Origin of the sequence: Streptomyces sp. CB02414, from assembly GCF_001905385.1 — a bacterium.
Taxonomy (GTDB): domain Bacteria; phylum Actinomycetota; class Actinomycetes; order Streptomycetales; family Streptomycetaceae; genus Streptomyces.
Window position 1 is genome coordinate 57557 of sequence record NZ_LIPF01000018.1, and the last position, 20355, is coordinate 77911.

Sequence of the window (20355 nt, forward strand, 5' to 3'; positions counted from 1 at the left end):
TGAGGTGAGGGTCCACGCGTAGGGGCCCCGTTGCATGACTTCTTCCCCGGCCCGCCACCGCACCGGTGCCGTCAGCGCGATGAGCGCTGCCACCGCCCCCTATCCGGTGGTGGTCATAGCCGCGGACGGGCACGTCGTAGAACTCAACGACGCCGCCTCGGTGCTCCTGCCGGCCGCCCGTCCCGGCCGGCGGCTGCGGTCCCCTTCCTGGCTCGCCACCGCCGCCGGGAAGACCGCCGTGAGTGGCGCGGTGGGTGATCGGTTCTTCTCCGCGCATCCGTCCGTCCCGCCGGCGGGTGGTGTCGCCTGGTGGCTCGTGGACGAGACCGAACACCAGTCGCTCCTCCTCGAACTCGAAGCGGAACGCGAGCGCACTCAGTTCCTCAACCAGGCCTCCACCGCGCTGTCGGCCTCCCTGAACCTGGACCGGTGCATGGAGGTCACCGCGCGCCTGGCCACCGCGCACCTGGCGGACGCCGCGCTGGTCATCGCCCCCAGCGCGACCAGCAAGCTGCCGATGGTCGTCTGCGACCAGCGCGGTCGACTTTCTCACGGCACCGTCGCGGGACCCCCGGACACCGTGCCGGGACTCACCGAGGCGCTGCGGGGCTTCCCGCCTGTCCCCTCGCAGTGGATAGACCCGGCTGCTGCTCCGCGGTGGCTCGTGCCCGAGGGATTCGGAGAAGTCGGATCACTGGCCATCACGCCGCTTCCTGGCCACGGAGTGCCGGCGGGTGCGCTGATCCTGCTGCGCCGGGTGCGGAAGGTCGCGTTCACGGAAGGGGAAGAGGTGATGGCGAGGCTCTTCGCCGCCCGGGCCGGCGCGGCGATGTCGGCCGCGCGTCTCTACGCGGAGCAGAACACGATCTCCGACACCCTCATGCGTGAACTGCTGCCGCCCACCCTGCGACAGGTGGAAGGAGTGGAGTTCGCGGGCGCATACCGTCCGAGCAAGGACACAGAACGCGTCGGCGGTGACTTCTACGACGTTCACCCGCCCGGCGACGACTTCCCCGAGACCCTCGCCGTACTCGGAGACGTGGCAGGCAAGGGGCTGGAAGCCGCGGTACTCACGGGCAAGATCCGCAACACCCTCCACGCTCTGCTCCCCATGGCCGACGACCACACCAGGATGCTGCGCCTGCTGAACAACGCGATGCGCACCAGCCATCACACGCGTTTCGCCACCCTCGTGCTGGCCTCCGTCCGCCGGGAGGAACGTGATGTGCTGCTGCGCGTCACCGCGGCCGGCCACCCCGCCCCGTTGATCATGCGAAGTGACGGGACCGTGGAGGAGGCCGACACCAACGGAACCCTGATCGGTGTCCTGCCCGCCGTCACGGCCCGAACCGCACACGTACGACTCGCACCCGGGGAAACCTGCCTGCTGTTCACCGACGGTGTCACCGAAGCGAAGGGCGGCCCCCTGGGCGACACCATGTTCGGCGAACAGCGTCTGCGCCGTGCGGCGGCGGAGTGCGTCGGCATGCCGGCCGCGGCGATCGTGGAGCGGATCCAGATGATCACCGCGCAGTGGCTCGGCGCCGGCCGTCACGACGACATCGCCGTGATGGCCATCAGTGCCCCGCGCGGCAGCCACCTCAGTGCCGTAGACGGAACGACACGGGGCAGGTATACGGCATGAGCAACCGCGCCATCCACATCGACGACGCATCGGGCCGGCCCGAGGACGACGCCCGCTTGCTCACCCCGGCTCGTGGCGACGAGCGAGCCCTGCCGTGGGTGGACGAACTGTGGACGGCCGTCCGCGCCGGAGACGAATTCTCAGCCGTCGACGTCGTCGACGAAGCGCTCGACTCGGGACTCGGCCCGGAGACCCTGCTGCTGGACGTCATCGGCGCCGTCCAGCGCAAAGTCGGCATCGAATGGGCCGCGAACCGGATGAGCGTGGCCGACGAGCACGCGGCCACCGCCATCAACGACCGTGTCATCGCCTCCCTGCCCACACGGCGCCCCACCACGCCGCGCGGACGTGTCACGGTCGCCTGCGTGGACCAGGAATGGCACGCACTGCCGGCGCGACTGGTGGCCGAAACACTGCGACTGCGGGGCTGGCGGGTCGAATACCTCGGCGCCCAGGTGCCGACCGCCCACCTGATCGGCCACCTGCACCGCACCGGGCCGGACGCGGTCTGCCTCTCCAGTTCCCTGCCCACCCGCCTGCCGCATGCCCACAGCGCGATCACCGCTGTCCAGGCCGTCGGCACACCTGTCATGGTCGGCGGCCTCGCCTTCGGCGCCGACGGCCGCTACGCCCGCCTGCTGGGGGCCGACGCCTGGGCGCCCGACGCTCGCGCGGCCGCGGACAGACTCGCCGCCGGCCCTCTGCTCCAGCCGCCGCCCGCCCATCAGGCGATCGATGACCTGCCGCATCTGGCCGACCAGGAGTACACCATGGTCGCCAAGTCATCCACCCGCCTCGTACGCGACACCTTCCACCGTCTGGAAGAGCGTCTCCCGGTAATGCGCGACCACACCGACGAACAACGCGAGCGCACTGCCGAGGACCTCGCCCACATCGTGCACTTCCTGACCGCGGCCCTGTACGTCGACGCATCCGAGATCTTCACCGATTTCCTCACCTGGACAGCAGAGGTACTCGCCGCCCGAGGTGTTCCCGCGCAGTGCCTCCTGCCCGGCTTGGAACTACTGGCGGAGCAATTGCGAGACTTCCCGCGTGCCCGCCGCCTCATCGACGCCGGGCGCAACGCCCTCGCCACCTCCCTTGACCCTCGACACGCTGGACGAACACCGTGACCACCTCACCAGACGCAGACCCCACTGCCGCCTCACCCTCCGTCGCCGGCCCGCACACCGTGCGCCTGGCCGTCGACGGCGACCTGGATTACGACACCTGCGGTGAACTGCTCCTCCAGGTGCGGCTGGCCCTCCACGAACGAGCGGACGCCGAGGACCTGCGGCTGGACTGCAGGAAGCTCGGAGTGGTGGATTCCATGGGTCTGTCCACACTCCTGCAGATCCACCGTTCCGCCTGCCAGGACGGTATCGGCTTCCACTTGGACAACATAGGTCCGGCACTGAAGCGGCTGCTCGAACTCACCGGGACCTATGAGCACCTGAGCAGCTCCCAGAGTACGGCGACCACGACCGACGAGTGACCCTTCGAAGGCCCGCTCACTCGCCCCTCCCGCCGGAGTGAGAGGCCCGGAGCCTCGTACGGACCAGGAACCACCCAATGCCAGTGTCAAACGCTCACTTCGGCGGAACCCCTTCCGTTGGCGGCGTGGTGCAGGAAGGCGGATGCGAGAGCGGTCAGGCCGCTGGTGCGCCAGACGGCGGCGTAGTCGAAGGTGGGGCCGTCGGCGATCGGCAAGCAGGTCAGGCCGGGGCGTGGGTAGAGCTGTTCGGTCTGGGCGCCGACGATGGCCGCGCCGTGGCCAGAGGTGACGTAGGCCAGCATCTCTTGGAAACCGGGCAGCCGGGTGATCGTGGGCGACTGCCGGGTGAGTGGCAGGTGGTGCTCGATCCAGTAGTCGGGAAGATTCTGGGCGAACAGGAAGGTCTCCTGAGCCAGGTCCTCGGGGGTCACCTGGTCGCGTCGGGCCAGATGGTGGTCGGCGGGGACGGCGAGCAGTGCGGCCTCGAACAACAGCACAGGCCCGACCGTGTGGTCCGGTTCGGCAACAGACGGGCAGCGGCAGGATCGGTCGACTTCGGCGCGGCGCAGTGGCCCGTAGAGGTTGTCCAGTGCGGTCTCGCGGATGGTGACCCGGCAGCCCGGCGTACCGGCGTGAAAGGCGTCGCCCAACGGCAGGACGTGGCGGGCGATGGCGGCGGACATGTAGCCGAGGTGCAGCTCACCTGTGGTGCCGTGGCCGGCGGCAATCGCTCGCGCGATCGCCGTCTGGACCTGTGCGTAGGCCGGGCCGAGCTCGTCCAGGAGCTGCCGGCCGAGCGGGGTCAGCTCCACCCGGCGCGTGCTTCTGGCGAACAACGGCGCCCCGAACCGACGCTCGAGCTTTTTGATTGTTTGGCTGACCGAGGCAGGCGCGAGCCGCAGCCGCTCCGCGGTGCGGGTGAAATGCAGTTCCCGAGCCAGTGCCAGGAACACCTCGATGTCCTGCCGTTCCATCCCCCCCTTGTTCACCCTGGCTGAGCGGTTGTTGACGAACTCGTCGTTGATGGCGGACTGCCGGCGCTCCAGTATTGCCCTGATGTCACAACCAGCCGCAGGACTGACGATGTGGGAAACGGTGCCGAGGCTGCTGGCTCGGCATCGCTACCTCGTCCTCGGCACCGCAGACGGCGAGGGTCGGCCATGGGCCAGCCCGGTGTTCTTCGCAGCCGACGGGCAGCACCGTGTTGTGTGGGTTTCCTCGCCGGACAGTCGGCATTCACGGAACACCGCAGCGCGTCCGGAGGTGGCGATCGCCGCCTTCGACACGGCTGCGCCCGTCGGCGGGGCGGAAGCGATCTACCTGGAGACAACTGCGGGATCGGCGTCCGAAGACGCCCGCGCGGCGGACCTCGCCTTGCTCAACACCCGTCTGCCGACCGCTCACCAACCAGTGCCGGAGGAGCTCGAACCGGCTGGGCCGTTGCTAGTCTATCAGGCCGCGATCTCCAGGCATCTCGTACTCATCCGCGGAGGGGACGCCCGTTTCGACAACGTCACCGATGCCCGGCTCGCGGTGTTTCCACCCGACTCCGAGCACCACCCGCGCCACCTGAAGGAGACCCATGGCAAAGCTCATCTACTCGATGATCACCTCGCTCGACGGCTACGCCGAGGCGGCGGAGGGAAACCTCGGTCCCGGGGCGGAGGATCCGGAGGTGCACACCTTCATCAACGACCTCTTCCGCCCCGTCGGCACGTACCTCTACGGCCGGCGGATGTACGAGACGATGGTCTACTGGGAGACCGCGCACACCGAGCCCGACCAGCCGCCGCACATCCTGCAGTACGCCCGCGACTGGCAGGCCGCGGAGAAAGTCGTGTACTCCACGACGCTGCAGTCGGTGTCCAGCGCGAAGACCAGGATCGAGCGGACCTTCGACCCGGACGCGGTACGCGAACTCAAGGCCAAGGCTGATCACGACCTGACCGTGGACGGTCCGAACCTCGCGGCCCAGGCGATCGCGTCCGGCCTGGTGGACGAGTACCACCTGTTCATCACCACGAGCGTGGTCGGCGGCGGCAAGCGGTTCTTCCCCGACGGCGTGCGCCTCGAACTTCAGCTGGTCGAGAAGCGCTCCTTCGACAGCGGACTGATCTACGCGCGCTACCAGACCCGCTGAGCGCGCCGTTTGCTGACTCGGCGTCGGCGCCGGCTGCTGGGCGGACAACGGCCTCGAGGCACATGTCCGCCGCCGTGCGGCCGGCGGTGCTCCACGGGATGCCGGGCTCCGCGCCGGAGCCGAGGAGCTCAGCCCTTGCTCCGGGAACTTCGCCCCGCCTGCGCGCGGAGCAGCCCCGGACCGTCTGGCGACGCGCTGCCCACTCACTGCTGACGCAGAGGCGCCCTGCTCGAACGCGCCGCCGCCGATTGACGTCGGAACCCTGCGCGGGATGGTGTGGGCAGGGCGACTCCGCACCCGCCCGAACCGTGCTGCGCAGCCCACTCGGAGAGGGCGGCCTTCCGCCGATCGAGCGACATGTCTGCCGACCACACCGCCCGCGAGGGTGAAGTCGAAGCCCGTCAGTCTCCGCAGGTGCAGCCCAAGGTTCGAGACGGAGAGTCTGGCGCTCATGCCTGGCCAGAAGGTTCAGGCCAGGGTCCTCAGCCATCACCCATGGGGAGTGGTCGTTGAGATCGTCGGTTACGAGAACGCTGGTCTGTCGGCCTCTGTCGACATGATTCAGCAGTTCTCCCGGACCACTACAGCTACGACGAACTGCTCGCGCTCTTTCCGCCCACCGGTGCACGGATCGAGGCGGTGATCGAGCAGGTCCACCGCTGGCATCAGCCGGTATCGGTACGGCTCAGCATCCGACCTGCCGACCTGGAGTCGTTGGCCTGGAGCTGTGACTTCTGTGGTGAACCCGTCACGTTGAGCCCAGGTGGAGACGCCCTCGTCCTCGACTCGCGGAGCAACGACGGTCCAGGAGGCCACACCCTGATCTCCCACCGGCGCTGCCTGGCCGAGCGAATCCGCCCGGAGAACGGCGGGGAGCGGGCGCGGGCACTGACGATCGGGAAGAAGCACTGAGGGGACGCCAGCCCCATGCCTGACGGCGTGCGGCCAGGGCCTGTTCGAAGACGGGCTGGTCGTCGTCGAGCAGGACGCGCAGCAGCCGCTGGTCCGCGTTCAGGGCGCCGGCCTCGTCGAGCCGTACGGCGGCCCGGGAGCGCACTTCGTAGTCGGGCTTGTCCACCGGAACGGGTCCGGAAAAGGCGCCGGGACAACGCCCGTGCACGACGGTCAGGTATGCGCACAGCGCGTCCGTCTCGGCGAGGTCGGCCCGGGTGGAGACCGACTCCCTCATCGAGTGGGGCACTCCGTCGCGGATGGCGGGAGCGTAGTCCTCGTGCAGCAGCGGGCCGATGACCCGGTCGCGCTCCCACACGAGGCCGCTGATCAGGCACAGGTTGAAGGCGTTGACCCAGGTCTGGGCGGTGGTGGCCGGGGACGCCGGTTCCCGGGTCTCTTCGTTGTGCATTTCTCCGCTGGTGAGCGTCTCGTCGAGGAGGGGGAGCGGGATGTTCCAGTCGCCGTCGGGGAAGCAGCCCAGGTCCAGCTCTCCAAGGGCGCACTCCGCCGCGGTGAGCAGGACCTCACGCGATCTTGGCGTGTCCAGCGCGGGATCTTCCAGGGTGCGTGCGGCGGCGAGGTCGAGGAGGTCGCCGCTCATCTCCCGCAGTCCCTGGCGCAGAGGACGGCCGTTGTGGCGCATGTCGGACCAGTGGTCGATGGCCCGGCGGGTCCCGCGCTGGAGGGTCTCGTCCATCTGCTCTCCGGCCACGTCGTGGCGTGCCACATCCTTGATCGTCATGCTCGCATCCTGTCAGCGGGCACTGACAGAGCAGGGGCCTACAGACGGCGCGGCCGCCAGCGGAACGGGCGTCGGCGTCTCGTGGGGCAGTCACCCGCTACGACTTGCAGCGGTACGCGCGCGGGCGCACCCGCCCGGCCGTATCCGGTGTGGGGCAGAGCCCCACATCTCCCCTGACCTGGCCTGTTCTCCCCTTCCTTGATCACTCCGGGTACTGATGTGCTGACGCGTTGTCAGTGGCTCCTGTCAGCATGGGTCGTTGTGCGGGGAGTGGTTACGAGGGGGAGGCTTGTATGCCTTTGGTGCGGTCGTACGTGCGCTCTGACGGGACACCGGTACGCAGTCATTGGCGGTGGGCTCCGGGCGCCAAACGGGAAACGACGATCTTCGGTGTGGTGGCGTTGACCGTGGTCGGGCTGGGCAACGGCAACGTCTCGGCAGGGAGTGGGGAAACGCCGAAGCCGAAGACCACGGTCCAGTACCCGATCCGCTTCGACGACGTTCCCACGGCACGGGCGCCACAGCCTCGGCCCACGGTGTCCTACCCGATCCGGTGGGAACGGTGACCCGTCGACGGCCGCCGGCGCGGCGGCGTACGAGGAGGCCCGGCCGGAGGCAGCAGCAGAGGGACGCGCAGCTGGTCGTCTTCGCCGTGGTGGCGGCGGCCGGTATCGGGCTGGTGGTGATGGTGGTCAACTGGCTGCTGGCGCACTGGTGGGTGCTCGTCGTGGTCCTGGCGCTCGCGGTGCTGGCGGGCGCCGGCTGGTTCTACGACCGGCAGCAGCGGGCCCGGTGGGAGGCGGTGCGGGCACAGGGCCTGCGGTACGGCTTGCCGCAGCTGGACGCGCTGCACCACACGCGGTTCGAGGACGCGATACGGGACCTGATGCGGCGGGACGGCTGCCGGGATGCCCAGCGGGTCGGCGGACGTGGCGACCTGGGCGCGGACGTGAAGGCCACGGACCCGTTCGGGCGACGCTGGGTGATCCAGTGCAAGCACCGCCGCAACGGCGCCCAGGGCTCGGCGGTCGGTACGCCGGACCTGCAGGTGCTCAACGGGACGGCACGCCAGGTGCACGGCGCGGACGTCGCGGTGATCGTCACGAACGGCCGGGTGACCGGCCCTGCGGTGACGTTCGCCAAGCAGCAGCGGCTGCACGTCGTCGACCGCCAGACACTGGCCGTGTGGGCGTCGGGCTCCCGTCCGCTGTGGGAGCTGCTGCGGGCCGTGCCGCCTCCGCGCCGCCCGTCTTCTTCGAGCTGAGGGCGGGGCTTGTTCGGCCTGCGGTGTGGGCTGGTGGCCTGTGGAAGTCCTGACTGGTACCGCCTGGCACGCGTCCGCCACCGTGGCCCGGCTTCGCCGGCGCCGGATCGGACCGGCGGGCCGCGGGTGGGGCGGTAACGCGGACCCGCCCCCTCCGACCTCCGAGGGCTCAACGCGTCATGCAGGCCTCGGGAATGGTTTGAGGGGCGTCGGCGTCGGTCGCGCGAGCATGCAGGACGTCGCCGGCCACACGGCGATTTCGGGCAGGACGCGACGCGTCCTCGCCGAGCCGGGCGACGGCGGCTTCGAAGCCGAGGCTCGTGATGCGGAGTCCGACGCCCGGGCCAGCAGGGCTCGGTGGGCTCCGGTCCGTCCGTACGGCATGCCGGTGCCGCCGGGATTGATCACGGGCCGGCTGAGGGAACCGCTTCGGCGCGATGGGCGAAGGACTGGTGAAGGCCCAGGTATTCGAGCATCGTCCTTGGACGAGAGGAGCCCCGATGACCGTCGGACCAGGCGTCGGCATCGGCACCGCGCGTGCCGATGCGGAGAGCGACGCATCAGTGATCGCGCGGTCCCGGGACGAGCCCGAGGTGTTCGCCGCGCTCTTCGACCGGCACGCCGACGCCGTGCACCGCTATGCGGCCCGCCGCCTCGGCGGCGAGGTCGCGGACGACCTTGTGGCGGAGACCTTCACCACCGCGTTCCAGCAGCGGCATCGCTACGATCCGGCCCGCGGCGCGGGCGTCGACGCCCGGCCGTGGCTGTTCGGTATAGCGACCAACTTGGTCGGCCGGCACCGGCGGGCCGAGGCCCGCCGGTTCAAGGCCATGGCCCGGGTCCCGGCCCTCGCCGACCACGACGAGCCGCTGGCCGACCGGGCCGCGGATCGGGTGGTGGCGCGGGCCGTACGCCGCGAGCTGGCGGCGGCGCTGGCCGCGTTGCCCGCTCAGCACCGGGACGTGCTGCTGCTGGTGGCCTGGGGGGATCTCGGCTACGGAGAGACGGCCCAGGCCCTCGGTATCCCCGTGGGCACGGTCAGATCACGGCTGCACCGGGCTCGCAGCAAGCTGCGCGAAGCATTGGGCGGATCCAACCCGACGGCACTGCGAGAGGTGTCCGACCATGAATGACGAACTCGAACTCCTGAGGGAGTGGGACGCGGACGCGGCCCCGCTCACCGGTCCGGCCCGCAGCCGGGCCCGGCACCAGCTGCTCAACGCGATCGCCCACGCGGACCGGCACACCGGCACCGGACCCGGTCGCCGCCACGTGCTGCGCCTCGCGGCGGCCGGGGCGGTCGCCACAGTCGTGACGGGGACGGCGGTGCTGATCGGCACGAACGGTTCCGGCGAGGAGGGCGGCACACCGGGCACGAGCAGCCCGCGAGTGGAGAACGCCGCCGCGACGGTGTTGAACGGGGCGGCGGCGTGGGAGCGTGAGCAGGAGAAGCAGCCGGTGGCGCCGCGCGACGACCAGTTCATCTACTCGAAACGGATCATCAAGGAGACGGAACAGGAGAGCGGCGAAGTCAAGACCTACACCGACGAGATGTGGGACTCGGTCGACGTCTCCAAGCCCTCCCTGTCCATGGAACTGGGCCGCGAGATGTGGGAGGAGCCCGCGGAGGAGGGCGGCGGGGTATGGCCACCCCGGAAGTGGAACGAGCTGAAGAAACTGCCCCAGGACCCGGAAAAGCTTGTACTGGCCATCATCTCCCTCGGCTCCAGCCCCGACGACCGGCCGATCAGCGATCTCGACGAGCTCGAACGGTACGAGGCCTACTGGCTGCTCGGCGAGCTCCTGAAGAACCCGGTGCTGCCCAACGGACTGCGCCCCGCGGCGTACGAGGCGCTCGCCCTTGTGCCCGGCGTCCGGACGATCCCGGGAGTGAAAGACTCCGCGGGACGGACCGGGGTGGGGATCGCCCATACCGGACGCGGGTCCTACGAGAGCAAGTACCTGATCTTCGACCCGGCGTCGTACGAATTCCTGGGATTCCGCGACGAGCGGACCTCGACTTCCGGGAAGAAGTACATCCAGCTGTCGCACGTAGTGGACTGGGGCATCGTCGACCGGGTGAGGCAGCGCCCGTAGCCGCTGTCCCGCGGCCAAGAACCCCAAGGCCGCCGGCACCGGCAGGAGGTCGTCGGCGGTCCTGAGGCTCCCCGGCCCAAGCCCGTACGCAGCATCCCGGACCCGCAACGCGACCGATGAACGCCAGACGCTGGTACTCAAGGGGCTCAAGACCAAGACGAGCAAGCGCTCGGCGCCCGGCAAGACCAACAAGACCACGCAGAGCTCCGCCCGTGCTGACGGCCTGGACTACATGAACCGCACCGAAGCCTGCCTGTAGGAGCTCCCGGGGGTCTCGTCCATGCGGGTTCCTTCGGTGGCTGGATGTCACGCTTCGTTGTGTCCTCGACGGTACGAAGCGGTGGCCTCGTGGAGCGCATCGATACGGTCGCCGCGCTCGTGCGGGCGTCACGGATGGAGAGGCCGGCGGCCAAGGCGTTCGAGTGCTGGGTCAGTTGCGCTGCCCAGCCGAGCCAGGTTTCGTACGAGGAGGCATGACGACGCTCACCACGACTCCCGTCGCCACGCCCGCGCCGATCCGCTTCCACCATCTCCTCATGACTGACAGCTGCCCCACGGACCTGTGGTCACCGCTCGGGCGACCACCCAGTGCGGGGAGACCTGCCAGCGGTCCAACTGCGATGGCAGGACAGTCCAGCGAAGTCGGGTATCTTGCGAGGAGAGTTGGACAGCCAGCATGGGCAAGGACGACAGCGCGAGCACCTGCCCATCGGACACCGGCGAGTCATCTCATCCGGCTCACCGCTGTCGCTGACGTGCATCACGGAGAGGCGATGCCCAGAATACGACCGGCGGTTCTCGCCCCATTGATCATCGTTCCTGCCGTGACCATGGTCGTCCTGGTCGTGGACGGCACGGCGTTCGAGCCAAGCTCACCCGTACTGCCCACCGACCCGTGCCCAGCGTCTGCTGCGTCCGGGCGAGGGATACACCCCACGACCTATACCGAAGACGCGAAGCCGTATGCCGGACCAGGCCCGCACCCGGTCCATCTTCGTTTCCGGATGGATGAGACCCTGCCTCCTCACTGGACGACACCCGACAACGAGCCGTACACCGCGCAGCTGGTCGTCTGCGAGTACGTGGAACCAGTCACTCTCACGGACATCAAGTGCGACTACCGGGGATACGGCGAGGTACGGCTGATCCAGGTCCAGGCCACCTACCTGCTGCTCGAAGCGAAGACCTCCAAGCTGATCACCCGTTTCGTAGTCGAGGGCCAGGGGCGCTGCCCAGGCGCGTTCCACTACTCTCCCGATGATCGTCCGGCCCACGTTCGCGAGGACACAGACCCAGAAAAGATCATCAAGGCGCTGCGTCCTTACGTCGAAGGTGCGGCCCGCCAGGGAAGCCCGCGTCCAGCTGTTTCCAACCTCGCGGAATAGGGAACAGCCCGGTGCCACAGGCAGACCGGACGAGTAACCCTCGGTACGCTGGGGCCACCAGATCGTGGGCCCGCGAGGCGGCCGAAGCGGAGGCGAAGCAGGACCGCGGCCTGTTCGGGCGCCACCGGTCGGCGCGGCGCTGGCGTGAGCAAGCCACCCTCATGTGGCGGCTTGCTCACACCGGCCGGGTTGGGCTGAGACGGGCAAGCCGGGCCGGGGGGCCGAGATCCAGATCGACACCCCGCGGGACCACCCGCCGACGATAGGCGTGATGCACCCCTCTCACCTCCACCACACCACCCCGACCCCATCCAGTAAGTGCGGTCGCCATGGCACAGGAACCTTTACAGACGCGGAAACGGCCGGCCCCACATTTCGATCGCCAAACCGCTCGAATCGGTGAACCCTCGCTTGCGTGCCTGGAGCACGACGTCACCCTCGTCGCTCCCGGTGAGCGTGAGCGACCTGCTGTGGGGGATGGACGGGGCTACCTTCGGGGCCGTCGCTCCACCTCCTCTTCGACTACCGCCCGGTAGCAGCCGCGCCGGGCGACGGTGACCGGACTGGGGCGGCAGCCGATGGGCTTGCTGACTCCCGCCGCCGATCTGGATGCCGCCCTTGACCGCAGTCGCCTGTGATCCGAGCGCCCCGGTTGGCCCCACCGGCCGAGCGGAGCGCCCGGCACCCGGGCCTCGCCCAGCGAAGCGTCCAGCGGCGCATCCGTAAGGCAGATCTCAGTGTGGATCCCGGCCTGAGAAGGCGTACGGCGGGGGCGACGTCAGGCAGGGGCGCCGAGCGGCGGGTGCTCGAGCACGCGGGGCGTGTACTCGACCAGTTGTATGCGGCCGTCGAAGGTGCGGTGCTCAGTCATCTCGAGGGCAACGTCCGGATAACCGTCGTAGATGCGTTCACTGCCCGTGGCCCCGGTGATCACCGGGAACATCACGACCCGGAAGCGGTCGACGAGTCCGGCCCGTAGCAGGGACCGGCACAGGCTGAGGCTGCCGATCGTGCTGAGGAGTCCCGATCCACTCGACTTCATGGCGCGGACCGCCTCGACGGCGTCGTCGCGGACGAGCGTGGCGTTGGCCCACGTCAGCGGCTCCTCGAGTGAGGAGGAGAACACGACCTTGGGCGCCTGCGTGAGCTCGTCGACGGACGCCTCTTCTTCGGGCCTGAACTCGTCCAGACCGTCGGGAACCTCGCCTGCGGCGAAGCCCGACATCAAGCGGTAGGTGTTCGCTCCCATCAGGTAGGTGACCTTGGGCTGCTCGCCGAGCCAGGTGAGGTACTCCGGGCCCTCGAGGCCCCAGAACCCGGGCCACCCCTCTCCCGAAGCACAGCCGTCGAGGGAGGTGATGAAGTCGACGAGAAGTTCCGACATGGCGGTGTCCTTTCATGGGCCGTCATGAACTTGGACCCATCGGGACCGGCAAACTCATCGGTGCTGCTGTGGAGGATCCAGGAAGCGCCTCCGAAGCGACATCCGCACGCCTGGTGGCGGGCGGCCCCACTGCATGTGCGAAGGCGGTGACCTGTCGTCCGGATCCGTGGAAAATTCCGATGGAGCCTGTCCGGGCCCGTCCTCCGCGCACCAGGCTGGCTGACGTCAGCCTTCTGCGGACTGAGGCCTTCGCGGTGGCCCTGGTACGCGGCCCACCTCACCGAAGCCCGTTGCTCCGTGAGTCCGAGCACGGCGCCCCCGGGGCCGCTTCCAAGCGTCGCGTGGGGCGGTCGTCCTTGATCACGTACGGCAGGCGCCGTGCGGTCCGTACGCACCCCTGAAGGGCTTCCTCATGCGCACCGCCGTACCGGCCGCTGCCGCGACCCGGCAGCTCCCGCCGCGGTCGGCTCGGCGGTCTCCGCTCCGGCGCAGGCCGCCGAGCACTCCTCGTCGCCGAAGATCGAGGGCGTGCACTACGACGGAAAAGGACCCGGCCGGCGGATCTGTCACCTTCACGTACGACCGCACACCGCGGCCGGGCGACCAGTGAGCGCCCTCGCGGCGGCCGCGGCACGGCCCCGGACGCCAAACGCGTCGTCCACCGCCGGAGCCGCAAGGCCCTCGAGCTCGGTGAGAGGGCTCTGCACGACATCGCCCCGAACTCGGGGAAGAAGATCACCTCCGTGATCCTGCCGCACAGCACCGACGCGCTGCCGGAAGTCGTCGCCGGCCATCGACCCCACTCCGCCCAGTACCGTGCCGTCGCCGCCGCGGGCGAAAGGGCCCCGCGGCGACGGCAGAAGGAACCTGGGCCGTTTCTCCCGGATTCAACTGTGCAGACGCGTCGCTGCCCGGTTCAGCGGCTGTCCAGTACTCGGGACCCTTGACCGGCACTGGTTCAGTGGCCCCGGTCCTACCGGGCGCGCCCGGGGGGCCCGGGCGCGGGGGCCGTGGTGGGCGAGGGCGGGACGGGCAGGGCCTGCTGGATTCTGGCGATCTGGTCGAGGAGTTGTTCGTTGAGCTGGTCGCGGGCGTGCTCGGCACGGGCCACGGCGAGGGAGGCTTCCAGGGCGCGCTCCCGGGAGGCGCCCTGGGCGACGCTGCCGAGCAGGTCGCGCCGGAGGAGCTGGGTGGCTTCCTCCAGGCGGTCGAAGGCATGTGCAGCGGCCTGCTGGGTCGCGGGCGAGTGCTGGGCGAAGGGCGGGTGGAGGTAATGGGCGCCGATCGCCGGGACACCGACCTCCTTGATCTCCGCGTCGAATGTGTCCAGCGCGGGGGCCTGGCCCGCCGAGAGGTCCTGTTCGGCGCGTTTGAGGACGTCGATCCAGTGCCGTCCGGTGACTCGCAGGCTCGTCAGCCGTGCGATCTCGGCGTCGACGGCCTGCCGAGCGCGTTCGGCCTCGGTGTCCGAACGCCGCCACCGTCGTTCCAGGACCGGCACGCTCACCATGGCTGCCGCGCCCAGCACTGCCCCGACGACCGCGCCGATCAGTCCGTAGAGCGCTCCCGTGTCCGCCATGAGTCCATTGTGCAGCAGGAGAATTGACGGTGTGTCGAGAATGAGCTTACTTACGCATAGGCTGACGGTTGATGCGGGACGGGAAGAGGGTGCACTGTGGAGCGGCTGCAGGCGGACGACCCGGGATGGGTGGGAGATTACCGGCTGCTGGCACGGGTGGGCTCGGGCGGCATGGGACGCGTCTACCTCGCACGCAGGCGTAACGAGGCAGCGTATGTCGCGGTCAAGCTGGTGCGGGCGGAGTTCGCAGAGGACGGGGATTTCCGGGAACGCTTCCGACGCGAGGTGAGCCTGGCTCGCAGGGCGGGCGGCCCGTGGACGGCGCCTGTTCTGGACGCCGACATCGAGTCCTTGCGGCCGTGGGTGGCCACTGCCTTCGTGCAAGGGCTGTCCCTGGACAGGGCCGTACAGCGGCACGGGCCGCTGCCGGAAGCCTCGGTGCGGGTGCTGGTGGCCGGTCTGGCCGAGGCCCTCGACGGTGTGCGGAACCGGGACCTGGTGCACCGCGACGTGAAGCCCGCCAACGTACTGCTCGCGCTGGACGGCCCCCGGCTGATCGACTTCGGGATCGCTCGGGCCACGGACGCGTCGGTGGCGCTGACCCGTACCGGAGTGGTGGTCGGTTCACCGGGCTACATGTCTCCCGAACAGGTCGTCGGTGGCGAAGTCGGGCCGCCGACGGACGTGTTCACGCTGGGCGCGGTACTGGTGTTCGCCGCGACCGGCCAGGGCCCCTTCCCCGGGGATGGCGCGGCCGGCCTGATGTACAAGGTGGTGCACGAGGAGCCGGAGCTGGGCGGCCTGTCAGGTCAGCTGCGGGAGGTCGCCGCCGCCTGTCTGGCCAAGGAACCGGCGGCACGCCCCACGGCCGGGGAGACAGCCCGCGCACTGGCGCCGGACGGGGCCGCGTCCCTGGCCGGCGCGGGCTGGCTGCCGTCGCCGGTTGAGGCGGACATCCAGGCCCTGATGCGGGAACTGGTCGCCCTGCCCGCCCCCGCCGACACTGTTCGCGCTGCTCCCGCTGGTCCGGTGCGCCGACGCAAGAGGCCGCTCCTTCTCGCCGCCGTTGGGGCGCTCGCCGCGACGGCGACGGTGTTCGCCACACTTCAGGCAGGGGGCGCCGGCGACGGCGACGACGGCGGTGACGTCCCCCGCGAGTTCCTGGGCACCTGGGAAGGACAACTCACGAACAGGAGCGACCTGCCCGGTGGCACCCTGCGCATCACGATCGCGCAGGGCGCGGTGGGCGACGTCGTCTCGACCGACGCGGCGGTTTCGATGCGGGGCATCAGCTGCACCAGTGACTACCTGCTCACGACGGCCGAGGACTCGCGCCTGATACTGGAGGCCCGGTCGAGCGAAGGCGCCGGATCCAACCCTTTGAACCTGTGCGTAGAGGGCTCGGAGACAGCTCGCGTCACGCTCCAGGAAGACGGTCGGCTGTACTACGCGTCCTTGAGCGAGGAGGCGGGATTCCCTGAGGGGCACTTGAGCAGGGCTGGTGAGGAGCCCGCCGCCTGACTGGTTCGGCAGCGGCACGGTGAAGGCCGCAAGAGCGGGTCACGCGGTGGCGCGGTAGCCGAGCCCGCGGTGGGCGAAGGTGGTGAGGGTGTCACGCAGCTGCTTCTCCTCGGCTTCACTGTGATCGCGGGTGAAGAGCAGGTAGCAGGTTCGTTCACCCATCCAGGCGAGGGCCTCCAGCCGGGAACGGTCCAGCGCGGGGTCGCCCCCGACCAGTCCGCGGGCGCGGTCGTGAGCGACCGCCCGGCAGGCGAGGTCGATGCCGTGTTCCATCAGAGAGACCCACACCGGTCGGTACTCGGCGCGGGTGGACAGTTCAACACCGACGCGGAAAATGTGACCGTGGTTGCGCCAGTTGTCGACCTGGACGTCGACGGCCCGCTTCAGACCGGTGGCGTCCGTGCTGTCGCCGCAGGCGTCGAGACCGGTGTAGATGTGCCGGGTGGCTCGTTCGATGACCGCGCACACCACCTGCTCCTTGGAGGCGAAGTAGAAGTACGCGGCGGAACGAGTGATTCCCGCCTGTTTCGCGACTGCCTCCATCGTCAGCTCGGCGAGCGTCGACCGCCGGAGCATCTCCTCCGCCGCGTGCAGCAGCGCCTGCTCCCGCAGATCACCCTTGCTCACTTTGGCGCGGCGCGGGTCCGCCGGGTGCCCGTCGTCGGACTGACTGTTCATGGCCGCTGAGAATACGCCCCACCCGGTTCCCACACGTCGGGAGAGGCGGTCGACGACCGGGAGCCGATTCTCACGGGACGGAACAAGAACCGCGGCAGCATCGAACAGGGGGGAACAGGCGCCGAACTGCCGTTCCGGGCCCTGACGGAACGCGAGGGTAGGAACAGCGCCGCCATCTGTTCCCACGAGAGCTTTCGGCGGACGCACGAAGACCTTCGGAGACCCCGACCCGGCACGGCCTTCGAGGTTGGCACGGAACTCCTACCGCCTCGCACAAGCCAGGCCGAGACCCGGGCAGGCCGTCGTGACCTGAACACAGCTGGAGAGCCCCGTCACCCAGCCGGCCACAGCCTCGTCGTCGCCTTCCAGGGCCCGGCGGGCCGTTCGTGACACCAGCGCACTCCAGGGGCTCGATCTTTCTGCAGAGCTCACGGGCTCGCGGATGAACAAGAGGTCGACCCTGGAGAGGGCTCGCGCTGCGACGGTCAACGTACGCGCGCTCCACGCGAGTTTCGCGGTGCCCACGGAGGCGCCGGGCTGCGCCGCTCTTGGCAGAGGCCTCAGGGGCCCGGGAAAACGGAGGTATCAGCCCGGCGCCCGCGTCATCACCGCGAACCCCGTGACGGACAGTGATGCCGCTCTTTGAGGAGGCCTTGACGGCCAGGGGAGATCCAGGCATTCGCTGTCCTGCGCGAGCAGTCGTTCCGGGACGTTGCATGGTCCCGCGCTGTCTGCTGACGCACTGGATTAGGGGGCAACTGACGGGACCGAATCCGACCGACCGCGGCGAGAAGGGATCGAAATCCACCTCATCGTCGACCGCAGCGGCCTACCGCTGTCGATCGGCGTCTGCGCTTCGATCCTCCACGACGGTCAGGCTCTCACTCCGCTGGTCCGCGGTATCCCGCCCGTCCGCTCACGCCGCGGTCCGCGACGCCGACGGCCCGGAAAGCTGCACGGAGACAAGGGCTACGACTACCGGCACCTGCAGCGATGGCAGTCCTCCAGCGGCATCCGGCACCGATGGCCCGCGAAGGCGTCGAATCGTCCCAACGTCTGGGCAAACGCCGCTGGGTCGTGGGACGAATCGTCTCCTGGCCGTTCGGCTGTCGACGCCTCCACCGCCGCATACGAGCGAAAGCCGGAACACTTCCTTGCCTGCACCGCCATCGCCGCGACCCTCATATGCCACCACAGAGTCACCAACTGAAATGACGTCCTATTCGTGCAGCAGTCTCAAGCTTCATCTTTGTCTCGTGCCAGTGAAGGGCTCACATCCAGCGAGGGATATGTGTCACCACATAGATGACGATCACCATCAGCACGAGAGTGATGATCAGGACCGAGCAACCGCACCCGCCCTCGGGTTCGATGTCGCCGGTCTCCGCGTCCTGTATGCCGCGCGCAACGGCCCTGCGAATTCTGCGCTCGTCGCCGTAGTCCATCTGAGCCCCCGTATCCAGACGACCTCCCCTGCAGATCACAGGGTGCGTCACGTTCAAGTGTGGGCGGAGGCGGACATCAACCTCAAGCCTGGTGCCAGCCGTTCCTTCGACACGACGTACTTGCTCGCCTTCCCGGACGGCCATTCACGGGCGGTGGTCGGACACCGCTGGCGCTCTACAGAGGACACCGTCCGCCTGGCCGCCGTGCTGCTCCTCGCCGCCGGGCCGGCCCGGCGCCGGCTTCCTGGCCGTCGCCTTCGCCGCCGCCGTCTTCCTCGTCGAGCTCGTCTTCTTCGCCTCCGCTATCAGCCGCTCCCTCAACCAGGTACTGGGTCTTGAAGTGATCCTTTGCCGCTCCCGTTCCTCCCGTCCTGCCGACACGCCAGAGCGCCGCGAAATAGTACGGGCGTAGGCCAAATGAGACGGCGTCACTGGAACCGGGGGCGCGCTGAGGCGGGGCTGCTGCCGTACCCGAAGGCCGTGTAGGTCCTCGGACGTGCCGTGTTGTGTCTTGTGGGTGGAGACGGCACGTGTGGAGTGGCCTGTTGGGGGTGGGGGTTTTTACGGTGGCGGGGCTATGAGCTGGAGTGTCGACCCGCGACTTGGACGAGGAGTTCACTTATGGATCACGGGCCTTCTGTGCACGGGGGTGTCGGCAGTCATGAGATGGGTGGTGCCGTGTCCTTGGTGGAAACCTGGGGTGCTGTTGTGTTCATCGGTTGGGCTGTGGTCATGTGGGCGGCGGTTGTTGTGCTGGCCTTCGCGAACCGTGGTCCTGTGCGTCCTTGGCTGTTCAGGACCGCGGTTGTTCTTATCGGTCTTGGTGTGATCGGTCAGGTAGGTCACTTCCAGGAGCATGTCGCGCAGGCCGGGTACTGGGTGGCGAACCCGTATGCTCCTGCTTGGATGACGCCTTGGGGGGACGGCCTCGCGCGTGGCATGGGCCAGGTGGACCCGGCCAAGCCTGCGTTGGGTATGGAGATCTTGCATTTGACCGGGAATTTCGTTTTCCTTGCCGGCCTGGTCGGGATCGTGCAGATCACTCGGCGAGCCACCGGGCACCTCAAGTCCCGCAAGTGGGGCAGGATGGGCGTGTGGATGCAGGGTCTCCATGGTCTTGAGCATGTCGTTTTGACGGTGTCGGTGGCGCTGGGTGCCAGCAGGGCGGTCGGTCTGTCGACCTGGTTCGGTGCGATTGATCCCGGCCCGGCGCTGGTGACCTATCGCGTGTGGTGGCATTTCGTCGCCAACCTGATCGGTACCGCGATACTCGCCGTCGCTGTCTACCACCTGTGGAGGGAGAGGCGCGCGGTCAGGGCTGGATACGAGGAGGGCCGGGAAGGGGACGGCGGGGGGCCTGGTCGCCCGGCACGTGGTGGCGCGGCGCCCGGGGCCGTCTGGGTTAGGGGCGGGGCGCCGGTGTCGTCTCCCTCGGGGCGGTGAACTGGGTGGAGTCGTTGGTGTTTTGCCGCTGGTGAGGGTGAGTGGGTTGCCGGGCGGGCCGCAGGCTGGGTGGATTGGCCGGTCGGGGCGCGCCCGGAGGGCCTGGGGCAGGGGTTGAGGGTCCTTTTCGGGGGTTGGTGGTGGCTGGACGGATGTGGCGTGTGTGGGTGGTGTGTTGTTGGTTGGGTGGGCGGTGAGTTTTGGGTTGTGGGAGAGTCGTTGTGTGGTGAGTTGGTGCTGGGTCGGGGCTTGTGTCTGGAGGAGATGTATGGCGAAGCTTATTTATTCGATGGTTACGTCGCTTGATGGATATGTGTCGGCGGAGGAGGGGGGCATCGGTACGGGGGCTGATGATCCGGAGGTGCATACGTTCATCAATGATGTTTTCCGTCCTGTGGGTACGTATCTGTACGGGCGGCGGATGTACGAGACGATGCTGTACTGGGAGACCGCGCTGGAGGTGCCGGGCCAGCCGCCGCAGATTCTGCAGTATGCGCGGGACTGGCAGGCTGCGGAGAAGGTCGTGTATTCGACGACGTTGGAGTCGGTGTCCAGTGCGAGGACGAGTCTTGTGCGGTGTTTT

The 20355-nt window shown here is 68.9% G+C and carries 17 protein-coding genes and 2 pseudogenes; 13 read left to right on the top strand and 6 right to left on the bottom strand.

All coding sequences use genetic code 11. From position 1 onward, the window contains the following. The first annotated feature begins 34 nt into the window (after positions 1-34). The 3 genes from AMK11_RS36410 to AMK11_RS36420 are packed head-to-tail and all read left to right on the top strand — an operon-like array spanning position 35 to position 3140. Positions 35-1645 carry a PP2C family protein-serine/threonine phosphatase gene (locus tag AMK11_RS36410; protein ID WP_079187930.1) on the top strand — a complete coding sequence of 537 codons (1611 nt, stop codon included), beginning with the start codon at positions 35-37 and terminating at the stop codon, positions 1643-1645. Continuing rightward, the gene (locus tag AMK11_RS36415) at positions 1642-2778 is read left to right on the top strand and encodes a cobalamin B12-binding domain-containing protein (protein ID WP_079187931.1); all 1137 of its coding nucleotides are present in this window, start codon (positions 1642-1644) and stop codon (positions 2776-2778) included. The genes AMK11_RS36410 and AMK11_RS36415 overlap by 4 nt, the downstream gene beginning before the upstream one ends. Further along, complete coding sequence (locus tag AMK11_RS36420) at positions 2775-3140, top strand: STAS domain-containing protein (RefSeq protein WP_079187932.1); 366 nt, start codon at positions 2775-2777, stop codon at positions 3138-3140. Before AMK11_RS36415 ends, AMK11_RS36420 begins: the two co-directional genes overlap by 4 nt. An 86-nt stretch (positions 3141-3226) precedes the next feature. Here the strand turns inward: AMK11_RS36420 and AMK11_RS36425 are convergent, their stop codons facing one another. Further along, positions 3227-4114: a LysR family transcriptional regulator gene (locus AMK11_RS36425; protein ID WP_079187933.1), complete on the bottom strand. Its 888-nt coding sequence runs from the start codon at positions 4112-4114 to the stop codon at positions 3227-3229. A 109-nt stretch (positions 4115-4223) separates the two neighbouring features. Between AMK11_RS36425 and AMK11_RS39315 the strand changes: the two are divergent. Next, positions 4224-4490, top strand: a pseudogene (locus tag AMK11_RS39315) (pyridoxamine 5'-phosphate oxidase family protein); the annotation flags it as partial. A gap of 232 nt (positions 4491-4722) precedes the next feature. Continuing rightward, on the top strand, positions 4723-5280 hold the full coding sequence (locus AMK11_RS36435; protein ID WP_073732423.1) for a dihydrofolate reductase family protein: 558 nt from the start codon (positions 4723-4725) through the stop codon (positions 5278-5280). Positions 5281-6028: 748 nt separating this feature from the next. Here the strand turns inward: AMK11_RS36435 and AMK11_RS36445 are convergent. Beyond that, positions 6029-6976 carry an Imm49 family immunity protein gene (locus tag AMK11_RS36445; protein ID WP_073732424.1) on the bottom strand — a complete coding sequence of 316 codons (948 nt, stop codon included), beginning with the start codon at positions 6974-6976 and terminating at the stop codon, positions 6029-6031. A gap of 562 nt (positions 6977-7538) precedes the next feature. Between AMK11_RS36445 and AMK11_RS36455 the strand changes: the two genes are divergently transcribed. The 4 genes from AMK11_RS36455 to AMK11_RS36470 all read left to right on the top strand — a co-directional run bounded on the left by AMK11_RS36455 (position 7539) and on the right by AMK11_RS36470 (position 11722). Then, complete coding sequence (locus tag AMK11_RS36455) at positions 7539-8240, top strand: restriction endonuclease (RefSeq protein WP_073732426.1); 702 nt, start codon at positions 7539-7541, stop codon at positions 8238-8240. A gap of 500 nt (positions 8241-8740) precedes the next feature. Further along, positions 8741-9373 (top strand): RNA polymerase sigma factor, encoded by a 633-nt coding sequence (locus AMK11_RS36460; protein ID WP_073732427.1) that lies wholly within the window; start codon positions 8741-8743, stop codon positions 9371-9373. After that, entirely contained in the window at positions 9366-10337 is a 972-nt protein-coding gene (locus tag AMK11_RS36465) for a CU044_5270 family protein (RefSeq protein WP_073732428.1), read from the top strand. Before AMK11_RS36460 ends, AMK11_RS36465 begins: the two co-directional genes overlap by 8 nt. 824 nt (positions 10338-11161) lie before the next feature. Beyond that, positions 11162-11722 carry a hypothetical protein gene (locus AMK11_RS36470; RefSeq protein ID WP_143194626.1) on the top strand — a complete coding sequence of 187 codons (561 nt, stop codon included), beginning with the start codon at positions 11162-11164 and terminating at the stop codon, positions 11720-11722. A 778-nt stretch (positions 11723-12500) separates the two neighbouring features. On the opposite strand, the gene AMK11_RS36475 is transcribed toward AMK11_RS36470, so the two are convergent. Both AMK11_RS36475 and AMK11_RS36485 read right to left on the bottom strand, forming a co-directional pair. Next, the gene (locus AMK11_RS36475) at positions 12501-13106 is read right to left on the bottom strand and encodes a dihydrofolate reductase family protein (RefSeq protein ID WP_073732430.1); all 606 of its coding nucleotides are present in this window, start codon (positions 13104-13106) and stop codon (positions 12501-12503) included. Positions 13107-14079: 973 nt separating this feature from the next. Further along, positions 14080-14685, bottom strand: a complete 606-nt coding sequence (locus tag AMK11_RS36485; RefSeq protein WP_073732432.1) for a hypothetical protein — start codon at positions 14683-14685, stop codon at positions 14080-14082. A 96-nt stretch (positions 14686-14781) separates the two neighbouring features. On the opposite strand from AMK11_RS36485, the gene AMK11_RS36490 reads away from it, so the two are divergent. After that, the gene (locus AMK11_RS36490; protein ID WP_073732433.1) at positions 14782-16206 is read left to right on the top strand and encodes a serine/threonine-protein kinase; all 1425 of its coding nucleotides are present in this window, start codon (positions 14782-14784) and stop codon (positions 16204-16206) included. A 39-nt stretch (positions 16207-16245) separates the two neighbouring features. Here AMK11_RS36490 and AMK11_RS36495 read toward each other — a convergent pair whose 3' ends face one another. Continuing rightward, a complete protein-coding gene (locus tag AMK11_RS36495) occupies positions 16246-16884 on the bottom strand; it encodes a TetR/AcrR family transcriptional regulator (RefSeq protein ID WP_073732434.1) in 639 nt (212 codons plus the stop codon). A gap of 746 nt (positions 16885-17630) precedes the next feature. Between AMK11_RS36495 and AMK11_RS36500 the strand changes: the two are divergent. Beyond that, positions 17631-18094: pseudogene (locus tag AMK11_RS36500) on the top strand (transposase); the annotation flags it as partial. 61 nt (positions 18095-18155) lie between these two features. Here AMK11_RS36500 and AMK11_RS38085 read toward each other — a convergent pair. Further along, positions 18156-18329 carry a hypothetical protein gene (locus AMK11_RS38085; RefSeq protein ID WP_158071015.1) on the bottom strand — a complete coding sequence of 58 codons (174 nt, stop codon included), beginning with the start codon at positions 18327-18329 and terminating at the stop codon, positions 18156-18158. A 666-nt stretch (positions 18330-18995) separates the two neighbouring features. Between AMK11_RS38085 and AMK11_RS36505 the strand changes: the two genes are divergently transcribed. Together AMK11_RS36505 and AMK11_RS36510 are read left to right on the top strand one after the other, a co-directional pair. Then, positions 18996-19772 carry a DUF6008 family protein gene (locus AMK11_RS36505; protein WP_443333935.1) on the top strand — a complete coding sequence of 259 codons (777 nt, stop codon included), beginning with the start codon at positions 18996-18998 and terminating at the stop codon, positions 19770-19772. A 268-nt stretch (positions 19773-20040) separates the two neighbouring features. After that, the coding region (locus AMK11_RS36510) for a dihydrofolate reductase family protein (RefSeq protein ID WP_198941554.1) at positions 20041-20355 on the top strand (315 nt) is incomplete at its 3' end.